The sequence below is a fragment of the Variovorax sp. ZS18.2.2 genome, assembly GCF_024701975.1.
Taxonomy (GTDB): Bacteria; Pseudomonadota; Gammaproteobacteria; order Burkholderiales; family Burkholderiaceae_C; genus Variovorax.
In genome coordinates, this window is record NZ_JANLNM010000003.1 from 238,196 (window position 1) to 256,480 (window position 18,285).

The following is an 18,285-nucleotide window of genomic DNA, read 5'->3' on the forward strand; positions in this document are numbered from 1 at the left end:
ACCTCCTCAAAAACTCAACGTCGCAGCGCCCCGCTTGATCAACTCGTGCATCACGCTCGACCCTGCGATGACGACGCCTTCCATCAGGTTCTCCTGCGTGTAGCCGCGGCTCTTCACGCAAGGGGTGCAGGCCCACAGGGTGCCGCCTCGCGCGATGAAGTCGCGCAGCATGTCCGCCAGTGGCTCCAGCGGCTTGACGTGCGTCGTGTCGGCGGCGCCGCGCCGCGCCAGGTCGACGCCCGCGCTAGTGAGAAAGATGGAGACCTTCAGGCCCGATGTCATGCCGCCGAGGGCGATGACCAGCCCGACGGAGGACAATTCGTGGTCGATGCCATGCGTCATCACAACAACCAGATCGCGTGTGTCGGTGTCCATTGCAGCCTTTCTTTCTTCCGATTGAATGAATGAAGGCCAGCGTACGCTTCGTGCCGGAGACAGACCATGACCGAAATGCCGGAAGTCTTGACCCAAACATCGCCGGATGCATCGCCGGGGGCGGGCGACATGCTGTCGGACCTGCTCGAGAGCATGCATGTGACCGGCATGGTGCTGTTCCGCGCCGAGTTTCGCGAACCGTGGTCGGTGACGAGCGCCGACTCGGGCCAGTTGGCGGCAATGCTCGCGCTCGGCTCGAGCCGCGTGATTCCCTTTCACATCATCGGCTCGGGCGGCTGCATGCTCGAACTGCCGGAACACGAACCGGTGTGGCTCGACAGCGGCGATGCCGTGCTGCTGCCGTACGGCGGCGCCCACCGTCTGGGAGGACGTGACGACACCGCGCCCGTGCACATCGGCCAGTTGCTGCCGCAGCTTCCGTGGGTCGGCATGCCCGTGGTCGAGCACGGCGGAGGCGGCGCCTCCACCAGCGTCGTCTGCGGCTTCATCCGCTGCGACGAGCTGCTGTTCCACCCCGTGCTGCGGCATCTGCCGCAGGTGCTGCACATCCACCCCGACGCCACGCCTGCCGACCATTGGCTCGCAGCCACGATCCGGCACACCGCGACCGAAGCCAGCAAGCCGCAACCCGGTTGGCGAAGCATGCTGCCGCGCCTGACCGAGCTGATGTTCGTCGAGATCCTGCGCAAGCACATGCAGGGCCTCTCGGCGGACGAGGTGGGCTGGTTCGCGGCCTACAACGATGCGGTGGTCGGGCCGGCGCTGAAGCTGCTGCACGCGGCGCCGCTCGAAGACTGGAGCCTGGAGAGCCTGGCGCGCGGCGCGGGCGTATCGCGCACCGTGCTGAGCGAACGCTTCAGGCACTTCCTCGACCAGCCGCCGATGCAGTACCTGGGGCACTGGCGGCTGCAGCTGGCGGCCAAGCATCTGAAGAGCTGCGAGCTCCCGATCAAGATCATTGCCGACCATGCAAGGTACGAATCGGAGGCGGCTTTCAGTCGTGCGTTCAAGCGGCGATTCGGACTGCCGCCCGGCGACTGGCGACGAAAGCAGGCGCAAGGTTGATCGTGCCGTATGGCACGATCAACCCATGCCCGAGCCGTCACGCCGCATCCCCTACCGCACCTGGCCAGGCGCACTCGCGGTGCTCCTGGCCATCGCCGCCTATGTGGGCGGCCTCACGTTCTGGGACAGCCGCACGCCCGGCGCCCGGCCGCTCGACCCGGGAGAGACGGTGTCCGTCGGCCATGCCCGGTTCATGCCCGCCAACGGATGGGAGATGGACGTCTCTCGCTCCAAGGCCGGCAGGTCGCTGATGCTCTTCAAGGGCGGCCACAAGTTCCTCGTGACGACGGGCCCGTGGGTGGGCGGGCCGGACGGTCCGCTGGTGCGCCAGCAACGGCTCATGGAGCGCGGCCAGCGCCTGGAGATCGACGGTGACATCTCCGATTTCGTCACCTCGTGGGGCTTGCAGGGCAAGACCTTCGCGTACTACGGATCGAAGCTCGCGGGCCGGTTCTGGCAGGTGGTCGACCTGCAGCGAAAGTCGCTCGTGCAGATCGATTTCTACGGCGCCAGCGATGGCCTGAACGAAGCGATGGCCGAGGCACGCAGCATGCTGGAGTCGATGGACCTGGAGGCCTCACCATGAGTTCCGACAGCGCAGAGACCCTCACTGGCCCCGAGCAGGATCGCGGCGAGTGGCCGGTGGGCACCGACTCGTTCTTCCAGCCGCATCGCGCGGCCTTCTGGCTGCTCGCGGCGATGATCGTCAACGGGTTGTTCTACACGATCAACATGTTCTCGATGGGCTTTCGCGTGGTGCCCGTCACCGCGTTGCTGGGCCTTTTGGTGTGGGGCCTCTACACGCTGGTTTTCGTGCTTGTCTTTCGCACGCTGGACCTGCTCGAGCAGCATCCGCCCGAGGCCTTTGTGCTCGCCTTCGCGTGGGGCGGCCTCGGCGCGGTGTACTTCGCGGCGCCGGCCAACATCGCGATCCAGAGCCTGTGCGCCAAGCTGGTGTCGCCGGATTTCGTGGCGGTGTGGGGGCCGGCCATCGCGGGCCCGATCACCGAGGAGTTCCTGAAGCTCGCGGGCGTCATCCTGCTGGTGCTGGTCGCGCGCAACCAGTTCCAGACGTACCTCTCGGTGCTGATCGTCGGTGCCATGGCGGGGCTGGGTTTCCAGGTGGTGGAGAACCTGAGCTACACCGTCAACGCCTCGATGCACTTTCCGCTCGAGAACCAGGTGTACCCGGTGCTGCTGAACCTGTTCACGCGCGGACTGCTGAGCGGCCTCTGGAGCCACGCGGCCTACACGACGATCGCGTCCTTCGGCGTTGCATGGTTCCTGCTGCATCCGGAGCGATCGAAGGCCATGAGGATCGCCGTGGCCGTGCTGTGCTTCGCGCTCGCCTGGGCCATGCACTTCATCTGGAACTCGCCGTGGCTCGAAGACCTCTTCGACGGCAGCTACCGCGAGATGGCCGTGCTGCTCGCGGTGAAGGGCATCCCCGCGATGATCGCGGCGGGGCTCTTCTGGCGCGTCGCCGCGCGCGAGAACGGCGCGTACCTCCATGCGCTCGCGGCCTACTTCGTGCCCGAGCGCGAGCTGATCCGCGACGACGAATGGGTGCGCCTGGGCGCGCCGCTGCTGCGCTACAAGGTGCGCTGCGAGATGGGCTGGACCTTCGGCCTGCGGGCAAGGCGGCTGAAGACGCAACTGCAGCGCGAGCAACTGCGGCTGGTCCGCAAGGCGATGACGTACGGGCGCGGCGCGCAGACGCTGCGGCACGAGGTGACGATCCGGCGCATCCGGGCCGAGTTGGAGCCGTTGGTTCAGGCACGACCGTAGGCGTGGGCCTTTGGGTGCATCGCGCGGAATCCACTTGACCCGGCCCCTGCGGCCACCTCGATAAAGGCCGTGTCCGATCCAACCACGAGGTGACTCTTGAACGCTTCCGCCCGATTCCTGAACCCCGCCGAGGCTGCCCGGCGGCTCGGCGTTTCCGCCAAGGCGCTGCGTCTCTACGAGCAGCGCGGCCTCGTGGCACCGGCTCGCAATGCCGCCGGATGGCGCTCCTACGGTCCCGACGAGATGACCCGCGGCGCGGAGATCGTGGCCTTGCGCGCACTGGGCCTGAGCATTGCGCAGGTAGCGCGCGTGCTGGCAGGCGATGCAAGGATGCTCGAGTCCGCGCTGGCCGCGCACCAGGCGGCGCTCGAGAACCGCGCACACCAGTTGACGGAGACCATCGAGAAAGTCCGCCACCTCCGGGCCGATCTCGCCGAGGGCCGGGCACCGACAGCCGAAGCGTTGACACAACTGCTGGGCCCTGCCGCAAGGATCGATGTCGAGTTCGAACTTCCATGGCCCTGGGGCGGCGAACTGTTCAGGCTGCGCGATGTGCGGCCGCTGAACTACATCGTCGGGCCGTTGGGCAGCGGCAAGACCCGGTTGGCCCTGCGCATCGCCGAAACCCTGCCGTCCGCTGCGTTCCTTGGACTGGAGCGGCTCGAAGGCGGCGGTGCGGCGGTGCGGCTCGATGCCGACACGGTGCTCAGGTCGCGTGTCGAACAGGCGCTGGCCTGGCTCACCGACGATGGCGCCACGGTGTCCGATGCGTTGATGGCACTGCTTGCCGGACTGGAGACCCAAGGCCCGGCCGTGCTGGTTGTCGACATGGTGGAGCAAGGGCTCGATTCGGCCACGCAGCAAGCCGTGATCGCGCATTTGCGCCGCCGTGGACCTGATGCCCGGCCGCTCTTTCTGTTGACGCGCTCCTGCGTGATCCTGGACTTGGCCGCGGTGGGCGCCGACGAGTCGATCATCTTCTGCCCCGCCAATCACAGCCCGCCGAGCCGGGTTGCGCCCTGGCCGGGGGCGCCCGGCTACGAGGCGGTCGCCAGCTGCCTGGCCTCCCCTGAGGTGCGGGCGCGGACGCAGGGCGTCATTGCCTGGCGGCCGCAGGTGGCATGAGGCCCTGCCTTCCCACCGAAAATCGATCGCATGCAGATCCCCGAAGCCACTTCACCGGTCCGTCTCGTCTGGCCGTCACACGAGCATCTGGCGGGCTACATCGCCGCGCTCGAACGCGGATGGTCGCCCAACAACCTCCGACCCGAAGTCGCGCAGGAAGAACTCCTGCTGATACGAGCGGACGCCGACGGTTTTCTGAAGAGCCTTGTAGACCGGGAGGCCAAGGGGCCGCCAGTCACGCTTCCTGATGGCAGCCAAGTCCCGCGCTTGCCCGGCTATCGGCGATGGCTGTGGGACGGCGAGTTCTGCGGCAGCATCGGCCTGCGTTGGCAGCCCGGCACGAACGCCCTGCCCGACTATTGCCTCGGCCACATCGGGTACGGCGTCGTGCCGTGGAAGAGCGGCAGGGGGTATGCCAAAGAGGCGCTGCGTTCGCTGCTGCCGGAGGCCGCGTCGGTCGGGCTGGGCTATGTCGAAATCACGACCAGCCCGGACAACCTGGCCTCGCAGCACGTCATTCGTGCCAATGGTGGCGTGCTTGTGGAGGAATTCATCAAGACGCCGGAGTTGGGTGGCACGCCGGAGCTGCGGTTTCGTATCGCGCTCGGGCCACTGACCTGAATCCACCGAGCTTCGCCAGTCGCCTCCCCGGATCGGTACAGGCAGGTGAGCTGGCGTTCAGGGCAGGCCTTCCGTCTTCGCGATCGCCCTGAGCACCGTGATGCCCCGATAAGTCCGCCAGAGCCCGAACGGCACCAGCAAGGCCGCCAGCACCCGGTGCAGGAGCGGATCGAAGTGCAGCACCGCCACACCCCCAGCGCAGCGAGCGCGATCCCGCCCACGGCATTCAGCACACCGCCGCTGAACCACTGCAGCGTCAGGAACCGGGCGGTCAGCGCCAGGATGTGATCGGCGATTCCGAGTTCGAAATAGCTGGCGATCGTGTAGAGGCCGAGCAGCAGCAGCGGGCCCACGGCGATGCCGATCAGGAGCCACGCCAGGATTTCGATCAAGGTGTCCATGCGGCGAGCCTCAGCGTGGGAGTTCTTCGGCCATCAGGTCGATGAACCGCCGCACGCGCGGCTCCAGCAGCCGCCGTGTGGGATACAACGCGAAGATTTTCACGTCGCCTGCGTCGAGCCCGGGCAACACCTGCCGCAGGCGCCCCGCAGCCAGGTCTTCTGCCACCAGGAAGTCCGGAAGCAACGCAATGCCGAGTCCGGCGACGGCGGCATCGCGCAAGGCCTCGCCGCTGTCCAGCCGCAGGCGGCTGCGCCCCTGGGCCTTGACCCAGGAGCCGTCGTCGCTACGGAAGCGCCAGCTTTGTCGTTGATTGCGGCTGCTGAAGAACAGGCAGTCGTGCGCCGCGAGCGCATCGATGTCCGGCGGCTCGCCGCGATCGGCGATGTAGGCGGGCGAGGCGCACAGCACGGCCTTGTACTTGGCGACCACGCGGGAGACCAACCCCGTGTCCGTGTTCTCCCCGCCCGCGCCGATGCGCACCGCCAGATCGAAGCCGTCTTCCACGATGTCGGCCACGCGGTCGGTGAAGCTCACCTCGGCTTGCAGGTCGGGCCAGGCCGCAAGGTATTTCTGCATCAGCGGCAGCACCACGAGCCGGCCGAAGGCATCGGGCACGGTGAGGCGAAGCACGCCGCGCGGCGCACCGCCGGGCCCCGCCACGCTCGCCTCTGCCTCATCGACCGCCGAGAGGATCAGCAGGCCGCGCTCGTAGAACACCCGGCCCTCGTCGGTGAGGCTCAGCGTGCGCGTCGTACGGTTCAAGAGCCGCACGCCAAGCCGATCTTCGAGCCGGCCCACGGCCTTGCCCGCTGCCGAGCGCGTGAGGCCCATGGCCTGCCCGCCGGCGATGAAGCTGCCTTCGTCGACGACAGCCATGAAGACCAGGATCTCGTTCAGGTTCGCGCGCTGCATGGGTGGGGATGGTGGTCGATGGGGAATGTTCTTCGCATCTGTGTAGAAGCCGCTTCGCCAATGGCGTGACTACAGTCGTTCATCACTTCATCACTTCATCACTCTCCAGAACGGAAGGAAAGAAAGCGCACATGAAACAGCAGCCCACCCTCTACAGCCACGGCGTGCCATGGGAAGAAGCCTTCGGCGTCGGCCAAGGGTACAGCGTGAACGGCACCATCTACATCTCGGGGCAGTTCTCGCACGACATGCAGGGCGCGTTCGTCGGCGAAGGCGACATCACGGCGCAGACCACGCAGACGCTGGAAAACCTCGACCGCGTGCTCGCGGGGTTCAACGTGACGAAGACGAATCTTGCGGAGCTGGTGATCTACGTGACCGACCCGCAGGCGCACACGGAGGCGCTGGTGCCTGTGTTCAATGCGTACATGGGAACGCATCGGCCGGCGGTGACGCTCGTTGGCGTGTCGGGGCTCGCATTTCCGCATCAGTTGATCGAGATCAAGGCGGTGGCGCACACGGACTGATGCGGGCACGGAGCAGGCCGCCCCGCTTGTGCCAGTGCGCCACCACAGCGCCGCAAGATTCGCTCGCGGCACAATGCCCCGCATCACCCATGGTGCGGCAGGCACAAGGCCATCGCCGCACCGAGACGACAAGGGAGTGCGCATGACGACCGATACCTCGGTTCTTTTTCAAGCCTTCGAACAGCGCCTCGCCGCCTTCGCGGCCGAAGCCGAAACCATCACCACCCTCGGCGCCTGCTGGCGACTGCAGCGGCTGGCCGACGAGGCCTGGAGCGAATTGCACCAAGGCTTTTCCGCAAGCGAATGGGAGCGCGCGGACACGGAGCCGTTGCGCGTGCGGTTGAACGCCTTGAAGGAAACGGCCCGCGTGCGGTTCATCGCCTACCGGCAGGCGCACCCCGAAACGCAGGCAGCGCAAGACGAGCGCATCGTGCTCGAGGCGCAGCCACCCACGCTGGAGAATTTCTTCTACGCGCGGCACTACAGCCACAAGCAGCAACCCGTTGCGAGCGCGGAGGAACTGGCCGCGGCAGTCGCCCGCACCGAGAAGCGCCTCGACATCCGCCTGCCCGAGCCGCTGCGCCAGCTGTACCTGCGGCAGGACGGTGGCCACACGGACTTCAAGTACTTTCCGACCACGCCCGATGCGGCCTACGCGTTGCCCGATCACGAGGCCCTGTTCGCGCAATGGGACCACCCCTTTCCAGGCCAGGCCGTGAACCCGCTGGACAGGCTCTGCACCATCGGCGAACTCTCGGACGGCATCAGCTTCGGCGCCGACAACGAGAACCCGTGGCGCGAGAACGTGCCGGAGGTCGACCGGCTCATCGCCATCAACGGGCACGGCAGCGACATCTTCCTGTGCCTTGACTACCGGGGCGGCGCCATCGAGCCGCGCATCGTACGGCTCGACGACACGAAATGGGATGACACCCTGAAATGCGTCTTCGAATGCAGTGACTTCGCCACGCTGTTCGCGGGACTGCGGCGCGAAGCCGTCAAGACACTGGACGGCGTGCTGCGCCAGCGCGGCGAGCGCATTCTGGAGCTGCTGGTGGATGGGCAGTGGCGTGCGACGAGGTCATCGTGAAGGCCAACTGAGTTCGGTCGTGCATGGCTCCTGCGGCCAGAGGTTCGCCTCGCAGTCCACGGGAGCAATCAGCGCGTGAATCAGCGCTTCAACCACCCCAGCCCCTTCGCATGCAGGCTCTGCACATAAAGCCGATCGCGCGTCTCGGTGACGGCCGTGGTCTCGGGATAGGCGCCCGTCGCGTCCTGCAGGCTCGCGAGCACCTTGCCGTCTTCGCTGAACGCGACCACATGGCCATAGGCCTTCGGCACCGGCCACAGCGCGCGCGGCAGGCGCATCGTCACGCTGCGCAGGAACGGCTTGCCGGCGAGCTTGTCGATGGTCGGGTTGCGCGGCTTCACAAGGCCCACCCAGATCTTGCCGTCGAGCCCGCGCATGAGGTTGTCGGGGTAGCCGGGGAGGTTGTCGAGCAGCACGACGGCCTGCGGGTTGGCGGTGCCCGCGCCCGCATCGAGGTTGCTCGCGTCGATGCCGATCTTCCAGACGCGGTACTTGCCGGTCTCGGCGACGAACAGGCTCTTCTCGTCGGCGCTCAATGCGATGCCGTTCGCGAACGCGAGACCGCGCGCGACGACGCGCGTGGCCTTGGTGGCCGGGTCGTAGGCCAGCACGCGGCCCGTGGCGGACTGCTCGAGGATGTCGAGCACGCTGGCCTCGAAGGTGCCGCCCCAGTCGGCCGGCGCGAAGCGGGTCGATGCGTCGGTGAAATACATCGTGCCGCTGCGGCGCGCGACCACCACGCCGTCGGCATAGCGGATCGGCTGGCCGTCGACCTGGTTGGTGAGCACGGTGATCTGCTTCGACGGGCTGATGGACAGCAGCCCCTTGATGGCGTCGGCCGCGATGAGATTTCCGGTTGCATCGAAGTCGAAGCCGAGCACGCGGCCGCCCGTGTTGACGAAGGCTTCCTGCCCCGTGCCATCCGGGTTCATGCGAAGGATGTTGCCGCTCAGCACCGTGGTGTAGAGCTTGCCGTCGGGGCCGATGGCGATGTGCTCGGGGCCCTCTTCGCGGCCGAGGTCGATCATGTTGAGGTGGGCGAGCTGGTCGTTGACCGCGAAGGCGCCGGTGTAGCCGGGGTCGGCGGGGGCGGACCACACGACGGGTTGGACGGGGACGGGCCAGAGGGAGAGATAGGCGATGGCTGCGAGGAGCAGCAGGCCGAGTACGGCAAGGGTTTTCTTCAGCATGTCGGCTCCGTCCTGGAGTGAGGAAGATCGCCCGGCTGAATCTGCAGCCATGGCCATCGCGAAAGATAAGACGCGGCTTTCTTATCGAACAGCTTGCGATGCGGCATCAGGGGGTTCAGCGTCAGCACGCCGTCGTACAGCATGGAGAGAGCGTTCGGCGCATAGAACTCGCCCGGCCGGACGCCGACGCACGTAGCAGGAACAAGGAAGCGGTCGATTCCATCGCGCGTGCTGCGCAGCGCCTCGTAGGGATGACCGAAATACGATTCGTACCAGAGGTGAACACGCGCCTGGTTCGATGCTTCGACCGTGATGCCGAGATCGCCCAGTGCGCCATCGACGCGCGCTTGCACACGACGCTCCCCTGCCTCGCTCGTGTCGTTGGCGTCGAAATAGAACAGGTCGTAATCCTTGATGCCCGCTTCCGGCGCAGCGCCCGACTGCAGGTTCCACACCGTTTGAAAGAGGCATCCGGCGACCAGCCAACCATCGGGGAGCGCCAGGGCGTGCCATCGCTCGAGGATTGCGCGGTTGTTGCGGTTCTTGAGGATGTCGGTGACGAAGCGTTCTTGCATGGCGTGAAGAGAAGCAGAGCCGGGTATGCGCGGCGCGGCAGAGAGCTGGGGCATGGTTCTCGAACCTTGACTACCTGCCCAAGTGTCCGCCGACTTCAGAAGCCGAAGACCAGCAGCAGGTTGTTCGCCGGCATCGCATGCCGCTCGCGCAACGCGAGGCCTGCCCGGCGCGCCTCTGCCGCCACGTCTTCCAGGCGACGGATGCCCCATGCGGCATTGCGGGCGCGCAGGTCTTCGTCGAACGCCGTGTTGCTCGGCGCCGTGGAGACGTCGTCTTCGAAGTAAGGCCCGTAGGTGATCAGCAATCCGCCGGGAAGCAGATGACGCGCGGCGCCTTGCATCAGGGCGGCGCACGTGGGCCACGGCGCGATGTGCAGCATGTTGGCGCAGTAGATGGCGTCGAACTTTTGTTCTGTTTCTCCTCCTCCTTCAGCGAACGCGGCGCCTTGTGATGGCCATTGAGGTGACATCACGTCGAGCAGGAGCGGTGGGCGGAGGTTGGGGAGCGCGGCTTCTGCGACTCGGGTCGCGAGGGCGGGGAGCGTGCGGGGGTCTGCGTCGGTGGGTTGCCAGGTCCATTGGGGCATGGAGGCGGCGAACCAGGCGGCGTGTTGGCCTGTGCCGGAGGCGATTTCGAGGGCGGTGCCGTGGTCGCCGAGGATGCGGGCCAGTGCGTCGAGGATGGGCTGCTTGTTGCGGTCGGCAGCCGGGCTGTAAGGCACATCGGGCATTTGATTGGGTATGGATTGAGTTAAAGGCGGCGGCATCGCTGAGATTGTTGATCGCAAGACAAATCAGACGCCCCGAGCATTGCAAACGACGCATCCCATGACGTGCAGGTAAACGCCATCAACGCTGCACCGAGGAAATCCCTCCGGTGGATGATCGCCGGGACCACCGTAACCTTTTTGGATATGGTCTGACTCGACAGCCGCAATCAACTCTTGAAGCTGAAGAAGCCGTTCGGAGACATGAGCAGGATTCGGTTCAAAGTCCAGCTTTTCCCAGCCGAGCTTCTTCTGAGCTGCATCAATGGCGCGAAGGAGAAATGAACGCTCATCTTCCAGGCCTTCCTTACTCCACGGTAACTTGCAGACGTCGAAGCCGACCATTCCCGATCCGAACTGGCTCTGATCGCAGCTTGCCAGCCAAACTGCCAGCTTTCGCTCGCTGTCCGTGGTGGCCAGTGTCGATGTCGCGAGTGCGATCACTTCAATGATCACACCGGTCAGGCTGTTACTCATCTCAAGCGGTTGGATGTCACTTTCAAGGCTGTGATAAATCTGATTTGCCATGGTCTCGAATGCCTGAGGTTTTGATGATTCCAGCGCACGGCTGTTGATTCGATCAAGCATGCCATAGGGACGCGGCGATCCAAGATCTGGGACACCGCGATAAAAGCGGAGGCATCCCGAGTCCGGTCATCCGCCGGGAGACCCCTCCTGAAACAACTCCCGCGCCTCACTCGCCAGATCCGTAGCGAGTCACATCAGGTTCTCTCGCCGCACCGGCCCTGCCTCCTCGAGTCGCCCCTCACCCCTGCCCAAACTCCCGCGCATGCTCCACCGCGTACTTGATCAGCTCCGCCTGCCCCTCGATGCCCAGGCGCCGCTTGATGCTCTGCCGATGCGCCTCCACCGTGCGCACGCTCAGGCCCAGGTCGCGCGCAATCTGCTTGCTCGATTCGCCGCGGCCGAGCGCGGTGAGGATCTCGCTCTCGCGCGGGGTGAGCAGCGGGCGCGGTGCCTGGTTGCGAAAGAGTTTCTTCGACACGGCCGGGCTCAGGAAGGTGCCGCCCGCCGACACCGCCTCGATGGCGGCCACGATCTCGGCGGCGGGCGCGTCTTTCAGCACGTAGCCGCGCGCGCCCACCTGCATGGCCTTCTGCACGTACTCGGGGTTGTCGTACATGCTGAGCATCACGATGTGCGGCGCGGGTTGTTGCTGATGTTGCTCATTGCGTTGCAGCACCAGCGCGGCGAAGTCGATGCCGTTCATGTCCTTCATGCCGACATCAACCAGCATGAGGTCGCACCGCACCGCGTCGAGCAACGCGAGCGCCTCGGCGCCGCTGCCGGCCTCGCCGACGATCTCCAGGTTGGGCATGGCGCCCAGCCGCGCGCGCAGGCCGTCGCGCACCAGCGGATGGTCGTCCACGATAAAGAGGCGGATGGGCTTGAGCGGCGGCTGTGCCGTTGTTGTTGTCATTCCGGCCTCGCGCTGCGGGCCGGCACCTCGGCCACGATGGATGTGTGGCCGCGGCCCGAGCGCATGACCAGGCTCCCGCCGATCGCCTCGATGCGCTCGCGCATGTTGCGCAGGCCGATGCCGTGGCGCGGGTCGAGCTGCATCGCCTCGACATCGAAGCCCACGCCGTCGTCGCTCACCTCCAGCCGCACGGCCTCTTCGCTGAAGCCCAGCGAGATGTGTACGCGGTGCGCCTCTGCATGTTTGCGCACGTTGGTGAGTGCCTCTTGCGTCACGCGAAAGAGCGCGGTCTTGGTCTCCTGCGACAGCTCGAAGGGCTCGCCCTCGACCATGATGGATGCGTCCACGCTGCCCTCTTCGCCGAACTCGTGGCCCAGCCGCTCCAGCGCGGCGGGCAGGCCCAGCGTGTCGAGCAGCGCGGGGCGCAGGCGGTGCGAGATGCGGCGCACTTCGGTGAGCGAATCGTTCAGGCGCTGCAGCGCCTTGCCGAGCGCGGGCGGCGCCGGCTGGTGGTCGCGGCCGAGCGCGTCGACGGCCGATTCGATCAACAGCTTGGCCGACACCAGCGTCTGGCTGGTGCCATCGTGCAGCTCGCGCGCGAGGTGGCCGCGCTCTTCTTCCTGCGACTGCACCACGCGCCGCGCGAGCAGCCGCAGCTTGGCTTCGGCCACGCGGTGCTCACTGAGGTTCAAAAACAGGCCGGCCGCGCTGACCACACCCAGGCACAGCGCCGCGATGCCGGCAATCCACAGCAGCGTGGCGGTGACGTTGGCATTCATCTGCTTGTCGAGCGCGTCCATGGTGGACTCGATGTCGTCCAGGTACAGGCCCGTGCCGACCATCCAGTTCCAGCGCGGCAGCGCCGTGACGTAGCCGAGCTTGGGCGCCATCTGCGCGCTCGAGGGCTTCCGCCATTCGTACTCGACGTAGCCGCCGCCGTTTTCTTTCGCGCCCTTGATCAGCTCCTGGATGGTGTAGCGCCCGCGCGAGTCGCGCATGCCCCAGAGGTTCTGGCCGACCAGTTCGGGCTGCCGCGAGTGCATGAGGGAGTTGCCCTCCAGGTCGTACACGAAGAAGTAGCCGTCGTCGCCGTAGTCGAGCGCGGCCAGGCGGCGCAGGGCCTCGTTGCGGGTGTCCTCGTCGTCCAGGCCCGAGTCGTACAGCGGCCGCAGGTTGCTCACGGCCAGCTCGACGTAGCTGCGCAGCTCGCTGCGGCGCTGGGCCATGTAGCTGCGCTCGATGAGGGCGCGCTCGCGCTGCGCGAGGTCGTGTTCCTGGTGGCGCACCGCCAGGGCCACGAGCACCAGCGCGACCAGCAGCGGGGCGACGGCCAGCGCGACGATCTTGGTGCGGAGGTTCATGGGGAGGCAAGGCTACCACCCCCGATTGGCCGCCTACCTGCTGTCTTCGTACGCCTCCGCCGGCCGATCGTTCGGCGACAGGAACGCTGCCTTCAGCGATTCGCTCAACGGAATGTTGATGACCGCGTTCTTCGGCGGAATCGGCGCCATGAACCATCTGGCGTACAGCGTCTCCAGCGCGCCGGAGGACATGGCACCCGCAAGGTAGCCATCGACCGCGCTCTTGAACGCCCGGTCGTCCTTGCGCAGCATGATCGCAATGGGCTCGATGCCCAGCGGCTTGCCCACGATCCTGAAGTCCGCCGGGTTGCGTGCATTGGCGATGTTGCCGGCCAGCGTGTTGTCGTCCATGGCAAAGGCGTCGGCCCGGCCGCTCTCCAGGAGAAGGAAGCTCTCCGCGTGGTCCTTGGCGAGGATCACGGTGATGCCAAAGTTCCTGTCCTGTTCGAGCTTGCGCAGGCGCTGGACCAGCGTGGTGCCGGTGGTGGTCACCACGGTCTTGCCCTTGAGCTGCTCGACCGATGCGATGCCGCTGGCGGTGCGCACCGCGAAGCGCGCCTCGGTGATGTAGGTCGTGTTGGCAAAGGCGGCCTGCTGCTGGCGGGCGGCGTTGTTGGTGGTGGAGCCGCATTCGATGTCGACGGTGCCGTTCTGCAGCAGCGGCAGGCGGTTCTGCGAGGTCACGGCCATCTGCCGGATGGCAACGCCGGGCAGCAGCTTCGACAGCATCTGCTCGCACAGCTCGACGTGGTAGCCCACGTAGCGCGTGCCGAGCGAGTACGACAACGGCGGCGAAGCCTCGCGCACGCCCATGGTGATGGTGCCCGCGGCCTTTGCTTTCGCCAGGGTGTCGTTGGCGTTTTCCTGCGCGCCGGCGCTCGCGAAGGCGAGTGCCAGCATGGCGCCGACGACCAATGATCGGTTCGTCATGGTGCCGCTCAATTCGCGGCAACGGCCGCACGGGTGACAGGCGCCACCGGCGCGGGCTGCGCGATCTCGTCGAGGCTCTCGCGCAGCGCCCGGTCGAGGATGGCGATGGCGCGATCGATCTCCCCGTTGCTCACTGTGAGCGGTGGCGCAATGCGCCACACCGAGCCGCGCTCGGGCCGGCGGCGGATGTTCATGCTCAGGCCCAGCTCGAAGCACTTCTTGGTCGTGCGCGCGCCGAGCTCGTGGTACGGCAGGCGCGATGCGCGGTCCTGCACCAGTTCCACGCCCAGCAGCAGGCCTTCGCCGCGCACGTCGCCGATGGCTTCGTAGCGCTTCTGCATGTCGAGCAGCTGGCCGCGCAGGTAGGCGCCGGTGGTGCGTGCGCGCTCGATCAGGCCTTCCTTGCGGATGGTCTCCAGCACGGCCAGGCCCACGGTGGCGGGCAGCGGGTCGGAGACGTGGCTCGTGTAGAAGGTGAAGCCCTTCTCGAACACGTCCTGCTCGATCTTCGGGCTGGTCACGGTCGCGGCCAGCGGCAAGCCGCCGCCCATGGTCTTGGAGACGGACATGATGTCCGGCACCACGCCGTAGAAGTCCGACGCGGTGCGGTGGCCGATGCGGCCGAACGCCGTCTGCGCCTCGTCGAAGATCAGCAGCATGCCGCGCTCGTCGGCCGCCTTGCGCAGTGCCTGCATGTACGACCGGGGCGGCACCAGCACGCCGCCGGCGCTGATGATGGGCTCGATGATGATGGCCGCGCGGCGGCCGGTCGAGGCCATGTCGTACATCTTCAGGCCGAGTTCGAGGCAGGTGAGCGCCGATTCCTCGGCCGACATGCCCTGGATGTACGGCCGGTAGGCGTTGGGCTCGGGCATCACGAACACACCCGGCACGTGCACGCCGTAGCCCTTGCGGTCGCTGGCGAAGGAAACGGCGCTGGTGCCGCCGGTCACGCCGTGCCACGAGCCGCCCACGGCCAGGATCTCGAAGCCGCCCGTGTACATCTTCGCGATGCGAAGCGCCACCTCGTTGCTCTCGGAGCCGGTGTTCACGAAGATCGACTTGGTGAGCGGCGCGGGCATCCAGTCGGTGGCCATCTTCTCCGCGAGTTCGGCGACGACCTCGGGGATCATGCCGCTGAACATGTGGAAGGCCTTCTCGCCCGCCTCGTGCACCGCACGCACGATGGCCGGGTGGTTGTGGCCGATGGTGGCGCACATCTGGCCGGAGGTGAAGTCGAGGATCTCGCGGCCAGTGTCGTCGATGACGATGGCGCCCCGGGCGCTGCGAAACAGGTTGGGAAAGGTGTCGCCGCCGTAGCGGAGCATGTATGCCTTGGCCGCCGCGCGAAGTTGCTCGCTCATGATCGAATCCTTGAGGTTGTGAAGAGAGGATTCGTGAATGGTCGCCAGCAGCGGGCCTGCGGTCCAATGTTGACTTTGCATCCGGCCGCAATGCGCGGCACGCATGGCCGATGCGCAAAACGAATGGGCATGCGGCTTGCAATCCCCTTCTGCAAAGGAGCAAATCGAGCCATGGACATCCGCTGGTTTCAGGACTTCGTGACGCTGGCCGAAGTGCAGAACTTCACCCGCGCGGCGGAGATGCGCAATGTGTCGCAGGCCGCGTTCAGCCGCCGCATCCAGGCGCTGGAGCAATGGCTGGGCGCAAAGCTGATCGACCGGGCCGCGTTTCCGACGCGGCTCACGACGGCGGGCGAGCGTTTCCGCAAGGTCGCGACCGGGCTGCTGAACCAGATCGCCGACGCCAGGGCCGAGATCGGCGATGCGCCATCGCGCAACCACGTGCGGATCGCCTCGACCTATGCGCTGGTCAGCACGCGGCTTCCGCAGTGGTGGCGGCAGTGGTCGGGGGAAGGCGCCATCACCTGCAGCCTGGAGGTGGGCAATGTGCACGACACGGTGTCGGCGTTCAACGCGGGGTCGGCGGACATCCTCATCGGTTTTCACCAGGCGGCGCATCCGATCCAGCTCGACATGGCGCGCTTCGAGCGGCATGAGCTCGGGGTGGAGAAGGTGCGGCCCTACTTGTCGCGTGCGCTGGCTGAGTCGGGCAAGCTTGTTCTGCCGGGCACGGCCGCCAAGCCGGTGCCGTTGCTCATGTATTCGCCGAGCGGGTACTTCGCCCGCGTGGTCGATTCGGCGATCGAACAATCATCCCAGCCGCTCTTCGGCTATCGCGCCTTCGAGGCCGAGATGACGGACGTGCTGGGCGACCTGGCATCGCAGGGGATGGGCATCGCATGGCTGCCCGACAGCTCGTTCGTCTCGGGCCGGCTCGCGGGGCTGGTGCCCGTGGGCGATGGCGCCTGGGACGTGGAGGTGAGCATCGTGGCGTACCGCTCCAGGGTGCAGGCACGTGCGGTGGTCGGGCAACTGTGGGAGCGGATCTGCGGGGCGCCGGACCCGGGCCACGCGGCGGAGCACACGACATGAAGCGTCTGGGCTCGATGAAATCGCTCGTGCTGCCGGCGTTCGCGCTGGTAGGACTGGTCTGGATCGTGGTGTCGGGCTTCTGGCCCGGTGCGGACCCGTACATGACCCGGCGCAGCACCGCGCCGCAGCCCTATCCGTTGACTGTCGTGCTGATCGCCTGCGCGGTGGTACTCATCGAAACCGCATTCGTCGCAGCGGTGCTCCGGCCCGCGTCGTACCGCCACTCATGGGGCCGCGCGCTCGTTGCGATGGCCGTGGTGATGGCGTGGTGGTTCTACCTGGGCATGGGGATCATCCACCAGCCTGCGTACTACATCGTGCATCTGCAGTGGCTGGCGTTGATGATCTGCGGGCTGGTGTTGCTGCTGCTGGTGTCGCTCATCCGCCGACTGCAACAGCCGCGGGCCGGCGACGAAACTCGGTGAGGTACAGCAGCAAGGCCAGCGACACGAAGCTGCCGCCGAGCAGGCACAACCCGGTCCAGCCGTGGAAGGCATACACCGCCGCCGCAATGCCCGAAGCCACGGCTGCGCAGATGAAGATGAAGGTCATGAACAGGCCGTTGAGCCGGCCACGCAGTTCAGGCGCCAGCATGAAGAGGCTGCGGAAGTTCAGCACCTGGCACAGCTGCACCGCGCCATCGAGCAGGATGCCCGCCGCGACCAGTCCGGCCAGCGAATGGAAGTGCATCGACACGGCGCCCAGCACGAAGGACAACAGCGCAACGACGATGGCCGCGCCCGTGGCAGGTCGCGTCAACCCACGGTCGGCCAAACGCCCCGCCACCGGTGCCAGCAAGGCCCCCGCCGCACCCGCCAACGCGAACAGCCCGATGCCGCGCTGCCCCATCCCGAACTCGTGCACCAGCGCCAGCGGCACGGCCGTCCAGAAGGCCTGGAAAGCCGCGAACATCATTCCCTGGTACCACCCGCGCCGACGCAGCAGCGGCGTGTTCCACACGATGCCCGGCAACGAAGCCATGGTGCGCGCATAGCCGATCGAGGCATGCGACCTGCGCTCGGGCAGCACGCGCCACAGCACGACGATGAGCGTGGCCATGAGCACCGCGGAGATCCAGAACACGGCGCGCCAACCCAGGCTGGCGGCCACCACGCTCGCAAAGGGCCGCGCCAGCATGATCCCGCCCAAGAGGCCCGCCATGATGTTGCCGACCACCTTGCCGCGCGTGGCCTCGGGCGCGAGATGCGAGGCAAAAGGCAGCAGCACCTGCGCCGCGACCGCGCAGGCACCAACCACGAACGACGCCGCGAGAAAGGTCACGGCCGAGTTCGACAGCGCGATGCCCACCAGCCCGATGACCGCGCCGAACAGCGCGCCGACGATCAACCGCCGGTTCTCGATCACATCGGCCAGCGGCACCAGCAGCAACAGGCCGGCGCCGTAGCCGAGCTGGGTCAGCGTCATGATCAAGCCGGCCAGGCCCGCATGGAGCTGGAGCGCGTCGGAGATCGGGCCGATCAGCGGCTGCGCGTAGTAGATGTTGGCCACGCACAGGCCGCAGGCCACCGCGAAGACGAGGGTCAGCGCGGGCGTGAGGCCGGCTGCGGGCGGGTGGGAGGCATTGGAAGAAGGAGAGGAGGACACGAGGAATCCCGGTTCGAGAGAGCTGGCTTAGGGG

Annotated in this window: 21 protein-coding genes; 9 read left to right on the forward strand and 12 right to left on the reverse strand. The window is 66.8% G+C overall.

The window, feature by feature from the left end; all coding sequences use genetic code 11:
- Positions 1-6: 6 nt before the first annotated feature.
- Positions 7-375, reverse strand: a complete 369-nt coding sequence (locus tag NU688_RS14845) for a DsrE family protein (RefSeq protein ID WP_257861448.1) — start codon at positions 373-375, stop codon at positions 7-9.
- Between the two features lie 66 nt (positions 376-441).
- On the opposite strand from NU688_RS14845, the gene NU688_RS14850 reads away from it, so the two are divergent.
- From NU688_RS14850 to NU688_RS14870, 5 genes are all read left to right on the forward strand, one after another.
- Complete coding sequence (locus tag NU688_RS14850; protein ID WP_257861449.1) at positions 442-1,461, forward strand: AraC family transcriptional regulator; 1,020 nt, start codon at positions 442-444, stop codon at positions 1,459-1,461.
- A gap of 25 nt (positions 1,462-1,486) precedes the next feature.
- Positions 1,487-2,047 (forward strand): hypothetical protein, encoded by a 561-nt coding sequence (locus NU688_RS14855; protein ID WP_257861450.1) that lies wholly within the window; start codon positions 1,487-1,489, stop codon positions 2,045-2,047.
- Positions 2,044-3,249 (forward strand): PrsW family intramembrane metalloprotease, encoded by a 1,206-nt coding sequence (locus NU688_RS14860; RefSeq protein WP_257861451.1) that lies wholly within the window; start codon positions 2,044-2,046, stop codon positions 3,247-3,249. The genes NU688_RS14855 and NU688_RS14860 overlap by 4 nt, the downstream gene beginning before the upstream one ends.
- Positions 3,250-3,345: 96 nt before the next feature.
- Positions 3,346-4,374 carry a MerR family transcriptional regulator gene (locus tag NU688_RS14865; RefSeq protein WP_257861453.1) on the forward strand — a complete coding sequence of 343 codons (1,029 nt, stop codon included), beginning with the start codon at positions 3,346-3,348 and terminating at the stop codon, positions 4,372-4,374.
- A 30-nt stretch (positions 4,375-4,404) separates the two neighbouring features.
- Positions 4,405-4,995: a GNAT family N-acetyltransferase gene (locus NU688_RS14870; RefSeq protein WP_257861454.1), complete on the forward strand. Its 591-nt coding sequence runs from the start codon at positions 4,405-4,407 to the stop codon at positions 4,993-4,995.
- Positions 4,996-5,052: 57 nt separating this feature from the next.
- Here the strand turns inward: NU688_RS14870 and NU688_RS14875 are convergent, their stop codons facing one another.
- Both NU688_RS14875 and NU688_RS14880 read right to left on the reverse strand, forming a co-directional pair.
- Positions 5,053-5,184, reverse strand: coding sequence for a hypothetical protein (locus NU688_RS14875; protein WP_257861455.1), 132 nt, complete (start codon positions 5,182-5,184; stop codon positions 5,053-5,055).
- Positions 5,185-5,406: 222 nt separating this feature from the next.
- Positions 5,407-6,309: a LysR family transcriptional regulator gene (locus NU688_RS14880; RefSeq protein WP_257861456.1), complete on the reverse strand. Its 903-nt coding sequence runs from the start codon at positions 6,307-6,309 to the stop codon at positions 5,407-5,409.
- A 131-nt stretch (positions 6,310-6,440) separates the two neighbouring features.
- Here NU688_RS14880 and NU688_RS14885 point away from each other — a divergent pair, with 131 nt between their 5' ends.
- Both NU688_RS14885 and NU688_RS14890 read left to right on the forward strand, forming a co-directional pair.
- Complete coding sequence (locus tag NU688_RS14885; protein ID WP_257861457.1) at positions 6,441-6,836, forward strand: RidA family protein; 396 nt, start codon at positions 6,441-6,443, stop codon at positions 6,834-6,836.
- Positions 6,837-6,978: 142 nt separating this feature from the next.
- Positions 6,979-7,926: an SMI1/KNR4 family protein gene (locus tag NU688_RS14890; protein ID WP_257861458.1), complete on the forward strand. Its 948-nt coding sequence runs from the start codon at positions 6,979-6,981 to the stop codon at positions 7,924-7,926.
- 80 nt (positions 7,927-8,006) lie between these two features.
- Here NU688_RS14890 and NU688_RS14895 read toward each other — a convergent pair whose 3' ends face one another.
- From NU688_RS14895 to NU688_RS14930, 8 genes are all read right to left on the reverse strand, one after another.
- Positions 8,007-9,116, reverse strand: coding sequence for an SMP-30/gluconolactonase/LRE family protein (locus NU688_RS14895; RefSeq protein WP_257861459.1), 1,110 nt, complete (start codon positions 9,114-9,116; stop codon positions 8,007-8,009).
- Complete coding sequence (locus NU688_RS14900) at positions 9,110-9,691, reverse strand: nucleotidyltransferase family protein (RefSeq protein WP_257861460.1); 582 nt, start codon at positions 9,689-9,691, stop codon at positions 9,110-9,112. Before NU688_RS14900 ends, NU688_RS14895 begins: the two co-directional genes overlap by 7 nt.
- Positions 9,692-9,786: 95 nt before the next feature.
- On the reverse strand, positions 9,787-10,422 hold the full coding sequence (locus NU688_RS14905; protein ID WP_257861461.1) for a class I SAM-dependent methyltransferase: 636 nt from the start codon (positions 10,420-10,422) through the stop codon (positions 9,787-9,789).
- A gap of 63 nt (positions 10,423-10,485) precedes the next feature.
- Positions 10,486-11,046: a hypothetical protein gene (locus NU688_RS14910; RefSeq protein ID WP_257861462.1), complete on the reverse strand. Its 561-nt coding sequence runs from the start codon at positions 11,044-11,046 to the stop codon at positions 10,486-10,488.
- A gap of 178 nt (positions 11,047-11,224) precedes the next feature.
- Positions 11,225-11,899 (reverse strand): response regulator transcription factor, encoded by a 675-nt coding sequence (locus NU688_RS14915; protein ID WP_257861463.1) that lies wholly within the window; start codon positions 11,897-11,899, stop codon positions 11,225-11,227.
- Complete coding sequence (locus tag NU688_RS14920) at positions 11,896-13,260, reverse strand: cache domain-containing protein (protein ID WP_257861464.1); 1,365 nt, start codon at positions 13,258-13,260, stop codon at positions 11,896-11,898. Before NU688_RS14920 ends, NU688_RS14915 begins: the two co-directional genes overlap by 4 nt.
- A 33-nt stretch (positions 13,261-13,293) precedes the next feature.
- The gene (locus NU688_RS14925) at positions 13,294-14,190 is read right to left on the reverse strand and encodes a transporter substrate-binding domain-containing protein (protein ID WP_257861465.1); all 897 of its coding nucleotides are present in this window, start codon (positions 14,188-14,190) and stop codon (positions 13,294-13,296) included.
- An 8-nt stretch (positions 14,191-14,198) separates the two neighbouring features.
- Positions 14,199-15,554: an aspartate aminotransferase family protein gene (locus tag NU688_RS14930; protein ID WP_257861466.1), complete on the reverse strand. Its 1,356-nt coding sequence runs from the start codon at positions 15,552-15,554 to the stop codon at positions 14,199-14,201.
- A gap of 171 nt (positions 15,555-15,725) precedes the next feature.
- Between NU688_RS14930 and NU688_RS14935 the strand changes: the two genes are divergently transcribed.
- Both NU688_RS14935 and NU688_RS14940 read left to right on the forward strand, forming a co-directional pair.
- Positions 15,726-16,646, forward strand: a complete 921-nt coding sequence (locus tag NU688_RS14935; protein ID WP_257861467.1) for a LysR family transcriptional regulator — start codon at positions 15,726-15,728, stop codon at positions 16,644-16,646.
- Positions 16,643-17,071 (forward strand): hypothetical protein, encoded by a 429-nt coding sequence (locus NU688_RS14940; protein WP_257861468.1) that lies wholly within the window; start codon positions 16,643-16,645, stop codon positions 17,069-17,071. Before NU688_RS14935 ends, NU688_RS14940 begins: the two co-directional genes overlap by 4 nt.
- Here the strand turns inward: NU688_RS14940 and NU688_RS14945 are convergent.
- Complete coding sequence (locus NU688_RS14945) at positions 17,025-18,251, reverse strand: MFS transporter (protein WP_257861469.1); 1,227 nt, start codon at positions 18,249-18,251, stop codon at positions 17,025-17,027. The two genes, NU688_RS14940 and NU688_RS14945, sit on opposite strands and share 47 nt — an antisense overlap.
- Positions 18,252-18,285 lie beyond the last annotated feature (34 nt).

What these genes read in the sequence shown, in the direction of transcription:
- NU688_RS14845 (WP_257861448.1), bottom strand. Translation starts at nt 375, where the DNA reads ATGGACACCGACACACGCGATCTGGTTGTTGTGATGACGCATGGCATC.
- NU688_RS14850 (WP_257861449.1), top strand. Translation starts at nt 442, where the DNA reads ATGACCGAAATGCCGGAAGTCTTGACCCAAACATCGCCGGATGCATCG.
- NU688_RS14855 (WP_257861450.1), top strand. Translation starts at nt 1,487, where the DNA reads ATGCCCGAGCCGTCACGCCGCATCCCCTACCGCACCTGGCCAGGCGCA.
- NU688_RS14860 (WP_257861451.1), top strand. Translation starts at nt 2,044, where the DNA reads ATGAGTTCCGACAGCGCAGAGACCCTCACTGGCCCCGAGCAGGATCGC.
- NU688_RS14870 (WP_257861454.1), top strand. Translation starts at nt 4,405, where the DNA reads ATGCAGATCCCCGAAGCCACTTCACCGGTCCGTCTCGTCTGGCCGTCA.
- NU688_RS14880 (WP_257861456.1), bottom strand. Translation starts at nt 6,309, where the DNA reads ATGCAGCGCGCGAACCTGAACGAGATCCTGGTCTTCATGGCTGTCGTC.
- NU688_RS14885 (WP_257861457.1), top strand. Translation starts at nt 6,441, where the DNA reads ATGAAACAGCAGCCCACCCTCTACAGCCACGGCGTGCCATGGGAAGAA.
- NU688_RS14890 (WP_257861458.1), top strand. Translation starts at nt 6,979, where the DNA reads ATGACGACCGATACCTCGGTTCTTTTTCAAGCCTTCGAACAGCGCCTC.
- NU688_RS14895 (WP_257861459.1), bottom strand. Translation starts at nt 9,116, where the DNA reads ATGCTGAAGAAAACCCTTGCCGTACTCGGCCTGCTGCTCCTCGCAGCC.
- NU688_RS14900 (WP_257861460.1), bottom strand. Translation starts at nt 9,691, where the DNA reads ATGCAAGAACGCTTCGTCACCGACATCCTCAAGAACCGCAACAACCGC.
- NU688_RS14905 (WP_257861461.1), bottom strand. Translation starts at nt 10,422, where the DNA reads ATGCCCGATGTGCCTTACAGCCCGGCTGCCGACCGCAACAAGCAGCCC.
- NU688_RS14910 (WP_257861462.1), bottom strand. Translation starts at nt 11,046, where the DNA reads ATGCTTGATCGAATCAACAGCCGTGCGCTGGAATCATCAAAACCTCAG.
- NU688_RS14915 (WP_257861463.1), bottom strand. Translation starts at nt 11,899, where the DNA reads ATGACAACAACAACGGCACAGCCGCCGCTCAAGCCCATCCGCCTCTTT.
- NU688_RS14920 (WP_257861464.1), bottom strand. Translation starts at nt 13,260, where the DNA reads ATGAACCTCCGCACCAAGATCGTCGCGCTGGCCGTCGCCCCGCTGCTG.
- NU688_RS14925 (WP_257861465.1), bottom strand. Translation starts at nt 14,190, where the DNA reads ATGACGAACCGATCATTGGTCGTCGGCGCCATGCTGGCACTCGCCTTC.
- NU688_RS14930 (WP_257861466.1), bottom strand. Translation starts at nt 15,554, where the DNA reads ATGAGCGAGCAACTTCGCGCGGCGGCCAAGGCATACATGCTCCGCTAC.
- NU688_RS14935 (WP_257861467.1), top strand. Translation starts at nt 15,726, where the DNA reads ATGGACATCCGCTGGTTTCAGGACTTCGTGACGCTGGCCGAAGTGCAG.
- NU688_RS14940 (WP_257861468.1), top strand. Translation starts at nt 16,643, where the DNA reads ATGAAGCGTCTGGGCTCGATGAAATCGCTCGTGCTGCCGGCGTTCGCG.